The organism is Acidaminococcus sp. BV3L6 (genome assembly GCF_000468835.1).
In the GTDB taxonomy this organism is placed as follows: Bacteria; Bacillota; Negativicutes; order Acidaminococcales; family Acidaminococcaceae; genus Acidaminococcus; species Acidaminococcus intestini.
Genome location: NZ_AWUR01000019.1, coordinates 1 through 16,945 on the forward strand (window position 1 = coordinate 1; position 16,945 = coordinate 16,945).

At 48.9% G+C, this 16,945-nt stretch carries 12 protein-coding genes; all 12 read right to left on the reverse strand.

Going from position 1 to position 16,945, the window contains the following annotated elements; translation table 11 throughout:
- Window positions 1-72: 72 nt before the first annotated feature.
- The 12 genes from HMPREF1246_RS04015 to rnhC all read right to left on the reverse strand — a co-directional run bounded on the left by HMPREF1246_RS04015 (window position 73) and on the right by rnhC (window position 16,937).
- The gene (locus HMPREF1246_RS04015; protein WP_021736793.1) at window positions 73-1,308 is read right to left on the reverse strand and encodes a methionine gamma-lyase family protein; all 1,236 of its coding nucleotides are present in this window, start codon (window positions 1,306-1,308) and stop codon (window positions 73-75) included.
- Between the two features lie 3 nt (window positions 1,309-1,311).
- Window positions 1,312-3,129, reverse strand: coding sequence for a GTPase HflX (gene hflX, locus HMPREF1246_RS04020; RefSeq protein WP_021736776.1), 1,818 nt, complete (start codon window positions 3,127-3,129; stop codon window positions 1,312-1,314).
- 5 nt (window positions 3,130-3,134) lie between these two features.
- Entirely contained in the window at window positions 3,135-4,733 is a 1,599-nt protein-coding gene (locus tag HMPREF1246_RS04025; RefSeq protein ID WP_021736777.1) for a DEAD/DEAH box helicase, read from the reverse strand.
- A 31-nt stretch (window positions 4,734-4,764) separates the two neighbouring features.
- Entirely contained in the window at window positions 4,765-6,006 is a 1,242-nt protein-coding gene (locus HMPREF1246_RS04030; protein ID WP_009016291.1) for a competence/damage-inducible protein A, read from the reverse strand.
- 7 nt (window positions 6,007-6,013) lie between these two features.
- Window positions 6,014-7,342 carry a 30S ribosomal protein S12 methylthiotransferase RimO gene (gene rimO / locus HMPREF1246_RS04035; protein WP_009016290.1) on the reverse strand — a complete coding sequence of 443 codons (1,329 nt, stop codon included), beginning with the start codon at window positions 7,340-7,342 and terminating at the stop codon, window positions 6,014-6,016.
- Window positions 7,343-7,361: 19 nt separating this feature from the next.
- The gene (locus tag HMPREF1246_RS04040) at window positions 7,362-8,558 is read right to left on the reverse strand and encodes a helix-turn-helix domain-containing protein (protein ID WP_009016289.1); all 1,197 of its coding nucleotides are present in this window, start codon (window positions 8,556-8,558) and stop codon (window positions 7,362-7,364) included.
- Entirely contained in the window at window positions 8,555-10,960 is a 2,406-nt protein-coding gene (locus HMPREF1246_RS04045; RefSeq protein ID WP_009016288.1) for a DNA translocase FtsK, read from the reverse strand. Before HMPREF1246_RS04045 ends, HMPREF1246_RS04040 begins: the two co-directional genes overlap by 4 nt.
- 28 nt (window positions 10,961-10,988) lie before the next feature.
- On the reverse strand, window positions 10,989-12,665 hold the full coding sequence (locus tag HMPREF1246_RS04050; protein ID WP_009016287.1) for a ribonuclease J: 1,677 nt from the start codon (window positions 12,663-12,665) through the stop codon (window positions 10,989-10,991).
- Window positions 12,666-12,957: 292 nt separating this feature from the next.
- Window positions 12,958-13,941: a TAXI family TRAP transporter solute-binding subunit gene (locus HMPREF1246_RS04055; protein WP_021736788.1), complete on the reverse strand. Its 984-nt coding sequence runs from the start codon at window positions 13,939-13,941 to the stop codon at window positions 12,958-12,960.
- Window positions 13,942-13,953: 12 nt separating this feature from the next.
- Window positions 13,954-14,877: an NAD-dependent epimerase/dehydratase family protein gene (locus tag HMPREF1246_RS04060; protein ID WP_009016285.1), complete on the reverse strand. Its 924-nt coding sequence runs from the start codon at window positions 14,875-14,877 to the stop codon at window positions 13,954-13,956.
- Window positions 14,877-15,878: a lysylphosphatidylglycerol synthase transmembrane domain-containing protein gene (locus tag HMPREF1246_RS04065; protein WP_014128458.1), complete on the reverse strand. Its 1,002-nt coding sequence runs from the start codon at window positions 15,876-15,878 to the stop codon at window positions 14,877-14,879. Before HMPREF1246_RS04065 ends, HMPREF1246_RS04060 begins: the two co-directional genes overlap by 1 nt.
- Window positions 15,879-15,974: 96 nt before the next feature.
- On the reverse strand, window positions 15,975-16,937 hold the full coding sequence (gene rnhC, locus HMPREF1246_RS04070) for a ribonuclease HIII (protein WP_021736787.1): 963 nt from the start codon (window positions 16,935-16,937) through the stop codon (window positions 15,975-15,977).
- Window positions 16,938-16,945 lie beyond the last annotated feature (8 nt).

The window sequence follows — 16,945 nt, forward strand, 5'->3', positions numbered from 1 at the left end:
CCGATTTTTCTATCCCTCCCCTCTCCTATTTTACTTTTATCCACAATCTATGAATCAATTGCCGCTGCACGATTATTTATCCATGATTTTTCTTGCTGCTTCCATAATGGCAATGTGACCGTGTTCAAAAGTCAGGCCCCCTTGAAGGTATACCGTAAAGGGTTCGCGCACAGGGGCATCAGCACTCAGTTCTATGGAAGCCCCTTGGACGAAGGTGCCGGCAGCCATGATGACTTCATCCTGATAGCCCGGCAAATGGCTGGGTACAGGTGTTACATGGGCATCAACGGGAGAACTTGCCTGAATGGCCTCACAAAAGCGGCAGAGATTTTCCTTGGTTTTTAGGGTAATCGTTTGGATGATATCGCTGCGGCGTTCTTCTGGTAGCGGAGACACTTCGAATCCGAGATTCTGGAATACGGAAGCCGCAAAAATCGAAGTCTTGATGGCCTGAAGGACTACATGAGGCGCAAAAAACAGGCCTTCATAAAATTCACGGGCCGTATCCCCAAGCGTTGCTCCCATTTCTCCGCCTAATCCTGGCGCCGTGAGACGATAGGAAGCAAGTTCGACAAGATCCTTGCGTCCCACGATATAACCGCCGGTCGGAGCAATACCGCCGCCTAGGTTCTTGATGAGGGAACCGGCCATGAGGTCAGCACCGACTTGGGTTGGTTCTTTATCTTCGATAAATTCACCATAGCAGTTATCGACAAAGCAGATGATATCAGGCTTAACCCGTTTGACTGCACTGAAGATTTCTCCGATTTCATCGACAGTCAGTGTTTTGCGGACGCTGCTGTAGCCGCAGGAACGCTGTACGTGGACCATCCGGGTCTTGTCGGTAATTGCGGCCACAATGGCGTCGATGTTGGGATGATTGGCAATCATGGGGATTTCGTGATAGCTAATACCCTGATTGACTAGGGAGCCCGGGGTCTTGATGGGGGAACCAATGATGGTCTGCATCGTGTCATAGGGCTCTCCCGTGGCTCCAATCAGCTCATCTCCCGGCTTTAAAACACCTAATAAAGCAACGGCAAGAGCATGGGTACCAGAAACGAATTGACTTCTTACAAGGGCTGCTTCCGTGCCGAAGAGTTCCGCATAGATTCCATCCAGTTCATCCCTTCCCGTATCAGAATAGGCGTAGCCCGTGCTTGGTTTCAGGTAATAATCGGCTACTTGATGATTACGGAATGCTTTAAGGACCTTACGAGTGTTGAGAAGGGCAGCCTTTTCATGGATAAAGCTCGTCTTTTGCACCTCAAGCAAGGCTTTCTCTTCGATTTCATCCCAATTGATCATGTTTTATGTTTCCTCCTTTAGATAAGGGGCATAGTGCTTTACATCATGTTTATCCAAACGGACTTTCATAAGGGCTCCCTTTTCCCCGTAACTTTCGGATAGGACCGTTGCTTTTTCGTGAAGCTGAGCCGAGAGCTTTGTTTCTGTATAAGGAATCAGCAGGGTCACTTCCGTCTTTCCTTCATTGAGAAAGCTTGCAATCTTTTCAATAAGGGCGGGGATTCCTTCTCCAGAGCGGGCAGAAATGGCGAGGGATTCCTCTCGATCAAGCCGCTTTTTTAGCCCCTCATGATCCGGCAGCTTATCGATCTTATTGTAGACGGTCAGGATTGGTGTATCTGTTACACCAAGTTCCTTTAAGACGCTTAGCACCGCTTCCTCCTGTTTCTCGTGAAGTTCATGGCTCACATCGATCACATGGAGCAGGAGATCTGCCCCTTTTACGACTTCGAGCGTCGAACGAAAAGCGGCCACTAATTGATGCGGCAGGCGTTGAATGAAGCCGACCGTATCTGTCAAGGTACAAACTTCCTTATTGGGCAGGCTGAGTTGCCGCGTTGTTGGATCAAGCGTTGCAAAAAGTTGATCTTCTGCATAGATTTCTGAATGGGTAAGGGCATTCAGAAGGGAAGATTTACCTGCGTTCGTATAGCCCACAAGGCAGACTTGTTTGATCCTGCTTTTTTCCCGGGCTTTCTGCTGCGTCCGGCGTGCCCCCTTCATCTTTTCAATCTGGGCTTCTAAAAATCCGATACGGTCACGGATCCGCCGGCGGTCCACTTCAAGTTTAGTTTCGCCAGGGCCCCTTGTTCCGATGCCGCCGCCCAAGCGAGACAAACTGGCGCCCTGCCCCATGATGCGGGGCAGAAGATACTGCAGTTGAGCCAGTTCCACTTGAAGCTTACCTTCACTGGTTCTGGCCCGTTTGGCAAAGATGTCAAGGATAAGGCCTGTTCGATCAATGATCCGGACACCTAACGCTTGTTCCAGGTTGCGTTGCTGGGCCGGAGAGAGGTCATCGTCAACAAGGCATAAATCAATATCTTCCTGTTGAGCAAAAAGGGCCATTTCCTCAACTTTCCCCTTTCCAATAAAAAATACTGGATCTGGTTTGGGACGGGACTGGATAAATTTAGCTGCGACAATGGCCCCTGCCGTTTCTGCTAGCTGTGCCAATTCTTCAACGGAATCTTCAACACAATAGCGAGAACGATCCTCTCCCCAATGAAGGGAAACCAGCATGGCTCGTTCTACTTCTTTTCCCGTTTTTTCGCTGCGTGTCTTTTTTCCTAAAATTCGTTCAATCGTCTGCAAGAGCGTTCCATAAGGAATACAGGCAGCTTCTTTGGCAGAATAAGGTCCAAATTCCTCGGCAACTGGCACTCCATCATCAGTAAGGTCTGTAATCAGGCCTAAAGAAAGAAGGGGCATCGCTTCCGCATCTTTCCAAGCAAGAGCCGCCATGCCGTCAAGACGCAAATTTTTAAGTGTGGAAATATCTACCCCACTTAAGCGCGATGTGCCGGACGGATGAGTATGGATTGCAGTGATTCCTGACAAACGCCACAGAGAACGCCGGCTTCCCGTATCCTGAAGGGAAACTGCATGATCACTGCCAACTGAAACACTGGAAATTATTCCTTTGCGGTCCACATAGACAGAGACTTCGCGTCCAATGGATTCCGAAATATCACGCAGAAGGAGGGCCAGTTCCTCCGAAATGAGCTGGCCCTGATCAAGATGCAGGTTGTAGAGCGATTGAAGCTGCTCCAAGACCCGTTTTTTAATTCCCTCCGTCTTCCCGTAGACGATGTTATCCATGGTGCTTATCTCCGTGCTTTAGCGGGCTCCATGTTGACGCGGAATCCGCGAATGGTATTTTTATGCATCACGGCCATGACTTTTTCTGCTGAGTCGGCAGGAACTTCAACAAAACTGAATTTGTCATAGATGCTGATGCGGCCAATCGATTTTGCTGGAATCTCGGCTTCGATGGCAATGCTTTGGATGATATCCCGTACCGTGACTTTGGCACTGCGGCCGATGTTGATAAATAGTCTAACCATGCCGGGGCGAGCCCCCGTGTTGGCAAGAGCTTCAGGCAGCGCATCCGCAGTCTGGGGCTCTTCCAAAGCTTTATTTCCTTCCTGCATGAATTTGATAGCGGCCGCCGCAATATCATGAATGTCATAATCATTTTCCAGGGCTTCTGCAATAGGCAGATAATCATGATATTGATTTTGTTCAAGAATGCTCTGCATTTTGGAAATGATTTGTTCCCGCTGTTTTTCAAGGACATTGGCATCGGTCGGAAGCTGGCCGCGGATAATTTTCGTCTTTACGCTTCGTTCAATGAGCTTTAACTGACGGAATTCACGAGGAGTGATAAAGGTCAAGGCGACGCCGGTATTGCCGGCGCGACCAGTACGGCCAATGCGGTGGACGTAGCTTTCCGGATCCTGGGGAACATCGAAATTCACCACGTGGGTGATATTGTCAATATCAATACCGCGGGCCGCTACATCTGTTGCAACAAGGATATCAACCTGATCTTGACGGAATTTCTTCATTACCCGATCACGCTGCGTCTGGCTCAGGTCTCCATGGAGGCCTTCCGCCTCATAGCCACGGGTGGCAAGGGCAATGACCAGTTCATCCACGCCTTTCTTGGTGCGGCAGAAAATGATCATCTTGCAGTCATCTGTCGTATCAAGGATTCGGCACAGACCATCCACTTTATCGCGCGTTTCATAATAATATTGATCAATGGTCGGAGCCGTCACAATTTCCTTGTGGATGGCTACCACCTTTGGTGTCCGCATGTACTTTTTACTGATGCTCAAGATTGGACGGGGCATCGTCGCTGAAAAAAGCATGGTCTGCCGTTCTGGCGGAACTTCCTTGATGATGGTCTCAATATCTTCAATGAACCCCATATCAAGCATTTCATCCGCTTCATCAAGGACGAGGAAGTGGATATGGTCCAAACTGATGGTGCCGCGGCGCAAATGATCCAAAAGGCGGCCCGGGGTCCCAATAACGACCTGGACGCCATGTTTCAGGCTCCGAATCTGGCGTTCAATCGGCTGTCCGCCATATACAGGCAGGACATGGACACGCTTCAGCCGGCCAATGTTGCTGATTTCTTCTGCCACCTGGATGCATAGTTCCCGTGTTGGGGACATGACCAAGGCCTGGACATGGCGATTCTTTTCATCAATGGATTGGATGATGGGAATGCCGAAAGCCGCTGTCTTGCCCGTACCGGTTTGAGCCTGTCCGATGATATCATCCCCTTCAAGTGCAAGGGGAATGGCCCCTTTCTGGATGGGTGACGGTTCCTCAAAGCCCATGTCTTTCAGGGCAGAGAGAATCTTTTTGTCAAGGTTCAGGTCTTCAAAGGTCGTAATTGTTGGTTCTGTCATAGGTTCTCCTAACATACTTGTTTGGCACGATTCATTTCTTAGCTTCATCCATGGCAAGGGCCATGGCGTTCATTGCTGCACGGAGTTTGACGGTCGTGCGCGAAGCCCGATAGCGAAGTTCCTGTACAACCGTGCCATGCTTTGTTGCACAGGCTTCATAAACCAGTCCTACCGGTTTGTCCGGTGAACCGCCTGTAGGACCTGCAATCCCTGTAATACTGACACCAATATCGCTGCGCATTAAACGGCGCACCCCTTCAGCCATAGCAATCGCCGTTTCCTTGGATACCGCCGTATACGTATCGAGCGTTTCCTGGGGAACGCCCAGGATCTCATGTTTGACCTGATTGGTATAGGAAACAACGGAACCAATGAGGTATTCCGAACTTCCCGGTACATCGGTCACCAGACTTGAGGCAAGCCCTCCCGTGCAGGATTCTGCAAAAGCGATGGTCATGCCCTTAGCACGCAGCAACTTTCCCAGTGCTTCCCCCAAAGTCTCATAGTCAGTTCCGTAAATATATTCTCCAACTTTGGCACGGATCTTGGTCTCCTCGTTGTGAATGAGTGCCATACAATCTTCCAGACTTGCAGCTTTTGCTGTGATCCGTACAAGGATTTCACCGCGGCGCGCGTATAGTGCCACTGTCGGATTGGTCTGTGCCATGATAATGTCATCAAGTTTTTCGGCTGTCATGGATTCGGTCAACCCTTTTAGATGAAGAATGCGGGAATGGATGATCCCTTGACTTTGGAATTTCTGGCGAAGGTAAGGCATCATCTCGTTTTCAAGGACGAACTTAGTTTCTTCAGGCGGTCCTGGCAGCAGGATTAAAACCTTGCCGCCATTTGTTTCAATCGCCATACCCGGTGCGGTTCCCACATCATTATTGAAAATGACCGCCCCTTCCGGTACATAGGCCTGTTTCCGGTTATTGGGGCTCATGACAAGTCCGCGAGAGGCAAAATAAGCCTCCATCTTTTTCAGCCATTCCTCACTCAGCACAAGGGGACGGCCAAGAAAATCGGCAACGGTCTGAGCTGTAATATCGCCTCTTGTGGGGCCTAAGCCGCCCGTAAGGATGATGATCTGGGCACGCGTTTGCGCAATGGAAAGGGCAGCTAAAAGGCGCTTTTGATTATCTCCCACCGTTGATTGATAAAGGACACTGAAACCGGCGTCATTCAGGGTTCTTGACAGGAGCTGGAAACTCGTATTAAGGATATCCCCCAATAAAAGTTCCGTTCCCGTACTGATGATTTCTACATCCACAGAACATTCACTCCTTTACGAGGTGAGAAACAGCCTCATACGTAAAGCCTTGATCGATCTGGACGTTGACAAAGTCCCCTACCCGAAGTCCCTTGGCACCTTCAATAAAGATCTTACCGTCAATATCAGGAGCTTCCGCATAGGACCGCGCCACAGCAAGGTCCGGATTTTTTTCATCATGTCCCTCCACAAGAACTGTCAGGACCTTTCCTTCCCGTTCCTGTTGGATTTCCTCAGAAATCTTGGCTTGCAGTGCCATCAAGCGATGATAGCGTTCCTGTTTGGTTGCTTCATCGATCTGGTTTTTCATGGCACCTGCCTCGGTTTCCTCTTCCTGTGAATAGGTAAAGACACCTGCGCATTGGAAGTGTTCTTTTTGAGCAAAGTCAAGGAGTTCCTCGAATTGCGCTTCAGTTTCTCCTGGAAAGCCGACAATAAAAGTCGTCCGCAGGCAGATGTCAGGCATCCTGTTGCGAAGTTTAGCAAGGAGCATTTCAACCTGTTCCCGCGTATCCCTACGGCGCATGGTCTTTAAAAGAGAATTGCTAGCGTGCTGCAGCGGAAGGTCAACATAGTGGCAAACCTTCTTGCATTGGGCCATGGTCTCTATGAGTTCATCAGAAAAGGATTCGGGATAACAGTATAGGATGCGGATCCATGTTAAGGCAGGGATCTCATTCAGGTCACGCAAAAGTTCGGAAAGACGCAGTTTGTGGTATAAATCAATCCCGTACTGCGTCGTATCTTGCGCAACAAGGATAACTTCCCGCGTACCCTGCTGAACCAAGGATTTTACTTCTTCTACAATTTCCTCATAGGGTCGACTGCGATATGGTCCCCGTATTTTTGGAATAGCACAATAGGAGCAGCGATTGCTGCAGCCTTCGGCAATCTTCACATAAGCTGTATATTGCGGAGTGGAAAGGACGCGGCTCTTAGGCTGGGAGTATTGCTTAGGCGCTTCAAGCAGCACAAAACGCTCTCCCTTTTCCACGCGATCAATGACCGACCCAATGGCATCATAACATTCTGTTCCGATAATTGCATCCACTTCGGGCATCTGTTCAAAAAGTTCGTGGGCATAACGCTGACCCAAGCAGCCCGTCATAATGAGTTTACGATGGGAATCTATTTTCTTATATTCTGCCATCTGCAGGATGGTATTGATGGATTCGGTTTTGGCACTTTCGATGAAACCGCAGGTATTGACGATAATGATGTCGGCATGGGATGGATCATTAGTCAGTTCCCATTTACGGTCACGGATAAGTCCCATCATGACCTCAGAATCAACGAGGTTCTTAGGGCATCCTAGGCTTACAACTCCTATTTTCAACTTGGACTCCTCTCTTTATTTACTGGGCACGGAAAGTCTTGCTCATGGTCCCCCACTCTGTATCCTTCAATTTATAGTCTTTTCCGTTGACCTTGATGGATACGTCTCGAATACTGCCGAAACTCAGTTTAACAGTGGATTTTCCATTGTACGTTCTTGTCGACCCAGCACTGACCGTAGCCGTTTCCACACGTTTACCGTCAATATCGGCTTCCGTCCAGACGGGTTTATTATACGTAACTGTTACCGTGACCCCATTTTTCTGTTCTTTTCCAAAGGCTTTGGTGTCCCCCTTTTTTTCTTCCTTTGTCTCCGGCTGTTTCTCTTCTTTTTTTGCTTCTTCCGCCTTCCTGGTTGAAGAATTTTCACTCTTTACACTGTCAGATAGACTCGTCGTAGCAGGGATTTCCGGCATGGTCTTGCCGCCAAACAGGAAATAAGCCATGACTACACAGAAGATCCCAAAGAAAATGGCAAATACAATGCCGAAGATCCGAATATTTAGATAGGCACTGACACCCTTCCGATTGTCTTGACGTTCCTTTTTTTGATAGGCATAAAGCGGGCTTTCCTGTCTATCCTCGCCGTTTTCTAACGCCTCATCGTCAGCGTCGTCATCTTCGTCATCATCCTCGTCGACTTCTTCATACAGGATGCTTTCAATGAAATGGCGCAGTTTCTTAACGATACCAGATTCCTCTTTTTGATTTTCATCGGGTTCCGGTTCATCATCGATTTCCTTGATGACGGCCTGCACTTTCGGGGTAGTCTTTTCTTGTTCTTCTTCGAATGCTTCCTCTTCTTCCCACGAGCGTCTCGCCTCTTCCATCATGGAAGGGGTCACAACCATGGTGCGCTCTTCGTCGTTTTCGGGCGTGGCATCTGCTGTGGAAGCAGGGGAAGAAGCGGGCTCCTGCAGGACTTCGGGCTGTTCTTTTACATCCGAAGGAGCTGCCTTCAAGGGTTCATGCAGGGCTTCTGGTGTGGCAAGGCCCTTTGTGTAAGCTTCGACAAGATCATTGCCATTTTCTTCAAGGAAGTTGCCGTAATTCCGGATAAACCCTTTGATAAACACATCTCCAGGAATCTTCTCAAAATCACCGGATTCGAGAGCGGTAAGATATTGCTCCCGGATGCCAGTCTGGGATGCCACTTCCTCCAGAGTTATATTTTTTTCGCATCTCCGCTGCTTTAGGTATTCTCCAATATGCTTCATGAAAAGTCAGCCTCTTTCTTTGGGTTCTTGGTAAAGAAACGTTCCGCAATGGCAGTCTCACTCATTATGAGACTGCGGGGCTTGCTCCCTTCACTGGGACCTACAATTCCCTTTTCTTCCATCATATCTACAAGCCGGGCGGCACGGGTATAGCCGATACGGAACTTTCGCTGGAGCATGGAACTGGATGCCTGGTGGGTAGAAACAACAAGACGCAAGGCATCTTCAAATAAGTCGTCCTCAGCCTCGTCCTCCCCTTCCCCAGCAGCATGCTTTTTCTTATCTTCTGATAGGGCTTGGGTCGTTACTTCTTCCTCATACGCGGTCGGAATGGATTCAGATTTGATGAAGTCAACAATCCGTCCCAATTCCTCGTCGGTGATGAAGGCGCCTTGGACACGGGTTGGCTTATTGGCACCTGTCGGGAAATAAAGCATATCCCCACGGCCCAAAAGGTTTTCAGCCCCGCTCATATCAAGGATGGTCCGGCTATCCGTATTGGAGGATACAGCAAAGGCAATCCGCGAAGGGATATTGGCCTTGATGGTCCCCGTAAGGACGTCGACACTCGGACGCTGTGTCGCAAGGATTAAATGGATTCCAGCAGCACGGGCCTTTTGGGCAAGACGCAGGATTGCGTCTTCTACATCGACGGCGGCAACCATCATGAGGTCACTTAATTCGTCGATGATGACAACAATAAAGGGCAGGGCTTCATCAGCAGGAACAACGGCGTTATAGTCGTCAATCTTTCTCACTTGCGTTTTTGCAAAAAGGCTGTAGCGCCGTTCCATCTCAACAACAGCCCAATGAAGGGCCGAGGCGGCCTGTTTAGGCCCTGTAACAACGGGGGTCAAAAGATGGGGAATGCCATTGTAATTTGTCAGTTCTACGACCTTTGGGTCAACAAGGATAAGTTTGACCTCGTTCGGTTTGGCCCGATAAAGAAGACTGGCAATGATGGTATTGATGCAAACGGATTTACCAGACCCGGTAGAACCGGCAATCAGCAAATGAGGCATCTTGCTGAGATCGGCCACAATAACACGGCCGGAGATATCCTTGCCGAGACCGACGCAAAGTTTTCCTTTGGCGTTACGGATTTCATCACAGTCCACGATGGAACGGAATGTCACAGCCTCACTGTAGCGGCTCGGTACCTCAATCCCAATGGCTGCCTTGCCTGGGATTGGCTCAATACGGACGCTCGTCACGGCAAGCTTCAAGGCAATATCTTCAGCTAGATTCTGGATCTTGTTCACCTTGACACCGGGAGCCGGTTCCAGTTCATACCGCGTAACAGAAGGCCCTTTGGTGACATTGACAAGGGCCGCCTTAACACCAAAATCGGTCAGCGTCTTTTCAATGATGTGCCCCTGGGTTTCCATTTCCTGGCGAGAATGGTTTCGATTGACAGGTCGCGGTGGGTTAAGAAGCGTCAAGGGAGGAAATTCATAGCTGGACGCATCGGCTTGTTCAACTGTGCTAAGGGCAGTACCCTCTGCCTGAGCTTTGGATACGGCTGTCTGTGTTTTTTCTTTCTCCGTTCCTGCCGGCTCATCGGGAATATTCGGTGGGATGACAGGTTCATAGGGCACATATTCTGGTTCCTTTTCCACAGCCGGTGACTGGGCTGCCAAAGTGCCCTCAATTTCATCCTTATCAAATTTAACAAGTGGTTTTGTACTCGATAGGGCTCCCTTGATGATCTCACTGATGCTCTGATGCTTAGGGTCCTCGGTTTGGGCCTCTTGATCTATTTGTGCTTCTTCCTGCCGCTCCTGATCATAAATTTCCCGTTTCCGCTTTCTGCGAGCATCTTGGTAATCATTCCATTTCTGAGCGGCTGTCATGGCTCCGTTCTTCATCTCTTCCCCAGCTGCCTTCAAGGGTTTGCTGAGGGAGAAGCGATTTGTCAGGACCAAGGAAATCAAGGTCAGGGCAATGAGCAGAATAAAGGTCCCAATACGGCCTGCAATCTTTGTGAAAACAAACACGATGGCGCCTCCAAGGAGGCCGCCACCGATAGGTAATGATTCTGGCAGGATTTCAGCCCCTTCCGGGATCACACTGGCATGCCAGAGGGAAAGAAGGGACACCAAAAAAAGCAGGATGGAAAAGAATCTTTTGGAGAACTGGAGACGCTTATGATTCACAACATAGCCTAACCCCAAAATCACCAAATAGATAGGAAGAAGCAAAGCGCCCCTTCCCAGACCCATGGTCAGGAAATAATGGGCAGAATCTCCCAAAAAACCGACTTCGGGATACCAAAGGCTTACAGCCATGAAGAGGCCAAGAGCAGCATATACGATCCCAAGGGCCTCAAGCTTGTAGGAAAAACCATTTTCCCCGGCCTTTGTCCTCTTCTTTGTATTCTTTGGCTGCGTTTTTTTCTTCACGGCAATCCTTCCTTATTTTATCAGACAGTTAAACTTCCATGATCAACGGTAAAATCATGGGACGGCGTCTCGTTTTTTCAAAGAGATAACGCCCCAAGGAATCCCGTACGGCGGACTTCAAGCTGGACCATTCCGTCACATGGCTTTCCCGGCATTTATCAAGAGTGGAGAGAACCCGGTCACGTGCGCCTTCCATGAGTTCTTCCGATTCACGGACATAGACAAATCCGCGGGAGACAATATCAGGACCAGCAGCAATGGAATAATTACTGTGATCAATAGTTACCACAACGATGAGAATCCCATCTTGTGAGAGCTGGCGGCGGTCGCGAAGAACGACATTGCCGACATCGCCTACGCCAAGTCCGTCGATGAGGGTCTTGCCGGCTGTTACGTGGCCGCTGATTCCAATGGAGTTCGGAGTTACATCCACAACAGATCCATTTTCAGCAATGACGACATTATCCTTATTCATGCCAAGCTGCATAGCGAGCTTCTTATGAAGCACGAGGTGACGGTATTCACCGTGGACCGGCATAAAAAATTTTGGACGGATCAGTCGATGCATCATCTTGATTTCTTCCTGACTGGCGTGACCGGAAACGTGAATGCCCCGCTCCCGTCCATAGACGACCTCCGCTCCGAGCTTATAGAGGTTGTCTATGGTGTGCCCCACGCCGCGCTCATTTCCTGGAATCGGAGTAGCGGAAATGATGACCGTATCGCCGGGCATGATGGACACTTTTTTATGCTCACTATTGCTCATACGGGTAAGGGCGCTCATGGGTTCCCCCTGACTGCCCGTCGTAATGATGGCAATTTGACGCGGTGAATAGTTGCGTGTTTCATCAATATCAATGAGTACACCTTTAGGAATCTTGAGATATCCCATCTCGCTGGCAATATTGACGACATTGACCATGCTGCGTCCAATGACGGCAACCTTGCGGCGCGTCATGACAGCTGCGTCAATGACCTGCTGCAGGCGATGGACGTTGGAGGAAAAGGTGGCCACGATGATCCGGTTCTTGGCAGCCCTGAACTGTTCATCGAGCGTTTTTCCTACATTCTTTTCACTGGGCGTAAATCCAGGCCGTTCAATATTTGTTGAATCAGCCAGCAGAAGCAGGACGCCTTTATCTCCAATTTCGGCAAGCCGTGCAAAGTCCGTAGGCTGGCCGTCAACAGGGGTCTGATCGAATTTATAGTCACCCGTATGGACAATTGTACCCACAGGCGTATGGATTGCAAGAGATACCGCATCGGGGATGCTATGGTTCACATGGATGAATTCGACCCGAAAAGATCCAGCACGAACAGTGGCCCCAGCCTTGACCGCTTTGCACTTTTGATCTGAAACGCCATTTTCACGAAGACGGCCCGACAGGATTCCTAGCGTCAGTGGGCAGCCATAAACGGGGCAGTTCAGTTCCTTCATCACATAGGGCATGGCACCGATATGATCTTCATGACCGTGGGTCAGGAAGATTGCCTTGACCTTATCCTTGTTTTCAACAAGGTAGGAAAAATTTGGAATGACAAGATCGATCCCGAGCATTTCATCATCCGGGAAAGCAAGACCGGCATCAACCAGGATGATTTCCTCTCCGTAACGGAATGCGGTCATATTTTTACCAATTTCACCAAGACCACCCAAAGGGATGATGCTTATTTTTTTCTGTTGTCCTTTTGCCAAAAGGGACACCTCCTCAATTTTTTAGCGAAAGCTCGCAGCTCACCTTTAACACAAAAAAGAGACTGAAAGGCTTCCAAAAGTACGATAATCTATGAATTATGGGGTTTTAGATCCTAAAACCCATCAACCACGGGACGATGACAGTCCGTGGAAAATTCCTGTTTTACTCTGCTAACACAGAATCACGTTAAGAATAAGGGAAGGATATGGACCATCCTTCCCCTAATCCCTAGTATTTCATTATAACTTGTAGCGTCTAGATTTGCAACGGATTGGCGCAGAAAATCAGCCATTCTCCTCTTTATTGAGAAGATTCGCCCGGATTCTTCTTCTCCGAGCTCTCCCAACTTTCAGGAAACGGAATTCCTGAGGGCGTAAAAAGTGTCTGATTTGGAAAAGAAAGGAGGGAAACATCGCTTTTTTTGATCTCCCCCACCCCATTTTGGAGTAAGCTTCGCAGCGCCAGGGTCCTCTCCTTCGGGAGCGAGCTTGTTCCTACAAGTAGGACTGGAACAGAAAGGGTGGAAACAGGGCCCTCCATATAAGGATATGTCCCTAATTTGATTGTTGTTGGCAAATACAGTCCCGTCCGTTCAGCTAGCTCCTCAAAAGCGGCTCCCTCAAGAGGAATCAAGCGAAGGGCTCCGCCCGCGAGAGCTTCATTGATTTCCTTATCCGGTAAGCCCCCCATGACCAAAGCTGCGTCGACTCGACCGGAAGCTACAGCAGATAAAGCTTCTTGATCGGAAAGATACTGAAAGACCATATCCTGACGTTTCATATGGGCAGCACGCAACAAGGCACGAACTGTAACTTCCATGCCCGATCCAGGAGCGCCCACTGCGACTTTACAATCCTTGAGCTCCCTTATATCAGAGAGGGTGGAAAGTCGAGGCACCAGAAAATACAGTGTGCGGGACCCCAGATAACACAGTTCACGAAAATCCTGGTAAGGTTTTCCTTCGTAGAGTGCCTTTCCTGAAAAAACTGCTTCGGCAACGTCCTGCTGAACAATGGCCAAATCAGCTTTTCCTTGCTTCATAAGATCCAAAGAAGCCAGCGAGCCCGCCGTAGAAAGGGTACTTGTATCAAGGCCATCAAAATGAAGACTCAACAAGCGGCTGATGGCAACCGCTGCACGGGCATTGGTATTTGGTCCTTCATCAGCTGCCAGGCGCAGCTGAGGCATCGGTGCTGCAGCCGGTTGAGGCGCCGTCTCTTTTTTATAACAGGCGCTGACCAAAAAGAGACTGACCGCCAATAGGACCATGATAATCTTTTTCAAGAAAATCCCTCCTTACGGATGGGTAGAAAAATACGCAAGCGTACGGGAAAGGCCATCCTGAAGTGAAGTAAATGTCATAGGTCCGAGTTCTTTTTGAAGGGCTTCATGGGATAAAACCGAATCACGGATATCCCCTTTCCTCCTCGGTCCATATTGTACTGAAGGAATCTGTCCCGTGAGCTTTTCCATAACGGATAAAAGCGCATTGAGGGAAACCTTGCATCCTGTCGAAACGTTCAGCGTGGCAAGTCCTTCATAACTAAGGGAACGAACCATTGTTTCCGCAATATCACCTACATAAATAAAGTCCCGGGTCTGCTGACCGTCGCCAAAAACGGTAAGGGGCTTATGTTCGTGAAGTAGACGGGCAAAAATACTGATGACACCGCCCTCACCCGTTTCTCCCTGCCGCTCGCCATAGACATTGGCAAATCGCAGGATGATTCCATGCATCCCGTAAAGTAAGCAGTAGAGACGAATGTAGGATTCTGCCGTCACCTTGGATAGACCGTAGAAAGAAGTCGGCGCTGGGATTTCCTTTTCCGTAAGGGGAAGATGCTGATTATCCCCATAGACGGCCGCACTCGATGAAAAGATGATTCGCTTGACACCGCTCTTGCGGCAGCCTTCCAATAGATTAATTAGCCCTTTGATGTTGATGTCCGCATCAACCAAAGGATATTCCATGGAAAAAGGCACCAAGGTTTGGGCAGCTAGGTGGATGACTGTATCAAACTTTTCCTGTAGCAGGAAATCAATCAATGCTTTATCCCGCACGTCCATTTGCACCAAATTCATCGAAAGAGGGACATATTCCTTGAATCCTGAAGAGAGATTATCCAGGACAGTTACGGAAAGTCCAGGAACTTCACTGCATTTTTCCAAGATGTGGGATCCAATGAAACCTGCCCCACCGGTCACTAGGATTTTTTTCATCAGTCGATGTTCCTCCTCCGAATCTGCGTCAACACATCAAGGCCAAAACTTTTGATTGTGACGATGGCCCCAATCGTAAAGGGAATATATTCACAGAAAAAGCGCCACATAACGGCCACTACACCGGCCACACCCGCTGGAAGCAAGGAGTTGAAAAGGACCAGAAATCCCCCTTCCGCAACCCCAGTACCGCCGGGAGTCGGCGTAAAGTATAAAACAAGGTTGATGAGACACATCCGTCCCATAATGATATGAAGTGGAATATTGGTAATGCCAAAGGCGTAAATAAAAACGGGCACAACCGAATAAATAAAAAGCAGGCTGAGACCGGATTCAATAAATGCTCGAAGAACTTGCTTGGGATTCTTGAAAAGCAGGAGCAGGGCCTGCTGGAAATCACGGTACCAAAGAAAGACCGCTTCCTGAACCTTTGGGGAAAAGCGGCGGCAGAACCGAACCAGCCATTTTTCAAAGCGTCCTGTAACGATACAGTAAATCAGCATGCCAGGTGCAAAAATAAAGAAGGCACAAACGAGGGCAATGACGCTGGGCGGCATCCAGCTCACAAGACTCGGATCAAAATAAAAGACAACTGGCACAGTGAGAAAAAGAAACAAAATGGACATAACGGTCCTGACAATGATGATCAAGGTTGATTTAGCAACTGAAACGCCCGCTTTTTTCATGAACATCAGCTGGGCAATCCCGCCGCCTCCTTGGCCCGGGGTCAAAAGGGCCAGAAAATAGTTGCTGAAGACAACATTGAACACGTGCTTATAGTCCATCTTTTCATCAGAAAGATGAGTCAGCGTAATAAGTCGTGTCCCGTCAAAGAAAAGACCTACACCGAGAAGGAAAAGGGCCAGCAGGGCGTACTGCGGACGAAATGTCGTCAGATAATCCAAGGCCCTGCGATCAAAGGTAAAATAGATGACGCCGGCGGAGACACAGACAACGACAAAAAAGAGGACGAGAAGCATGCGAAAAATTTGTTTATTCATGGAAAGACCTTCCCATCAAAATTTCACGAAAGTGATGAGTGCTACATAACCCTCTTATTATATCATAGGTTAGAGAACAAGAAAACAGACAAGGAGCTATCCCTTGATATTCTTTGTATTGGCAAAATGCAGTTTGGCGTAATGGCCAAGGCGTTCTCGCCCTTCCTGCTGGATGATTTTTTCTGCAGCTCGTGTTGCCTGGGCGCCGCCTCCAAAAGGAAGTTCAAAACCAGCCTCCTGGGATAACTCCTCCATCTTCTTGAGAAACAGGGAACGAGCTAGAATTGAGGCTGCCGCCACGGCCATATCCGCTTCTCCCTTCGTATGAGAATAAACAGAAAGACCAGGAACCGCTCTTTCCAGCTCATTTTTGATGTAAGGAGACCGGGTAAATTGGTCAACCAGGGCAAAATGACATTCCGGAACTTTTTTAAGGACAGTCATAATGGCCCCAATGTGATAAGTACTCAAAAGCGGATTCAGGTTCTGCGCCTTCTCATATTCCTCGTTGTACTGCTGGGGCATAAGGGCGGCCGCGGCACTTGCTTTGGCTATGGCATAGACTTGCGGCGCAAGCCTCCTAATCTTCGCGTCTGAGAGAGTCTTACTATCTCTAACCCCAAGGGCAAGAAGTTTTTTGGCACCAATTTCATCAAGAATGACGGCGGCTACGCACAAAGGGCCAAGATAGTCACCTTTTCCCGATTCGTCGCTGCCCGCCCATAACTCACCAGGCTTCTTGACCGCTCCTAAAAGGGTCAAAAGAGGCCCTACACCTTTTTCCCCAGATGGGGTTGAAGAAGCTGCGTCCATGCCAAAGACAACATTCCTCACTCGGTCAAAGAAGGGCCCCTCTTTCTGTGAAAGCACAGGACGCCATCCATCTTTTCCATTATAAATCGTGACAACAGCGCGCTCCCTACCATTGACCACGATGAGCTGGACGCCAAAGTTCACATTTTTTTGTTCAACAGGCTGGGACGCCAAAGTGCAAAGGTCCCTTTGAAGAGCGTGGATTCGCTCCAAAAAGACGGATTCTGGAAGTTTTTTGGACTTCATGGTTACGT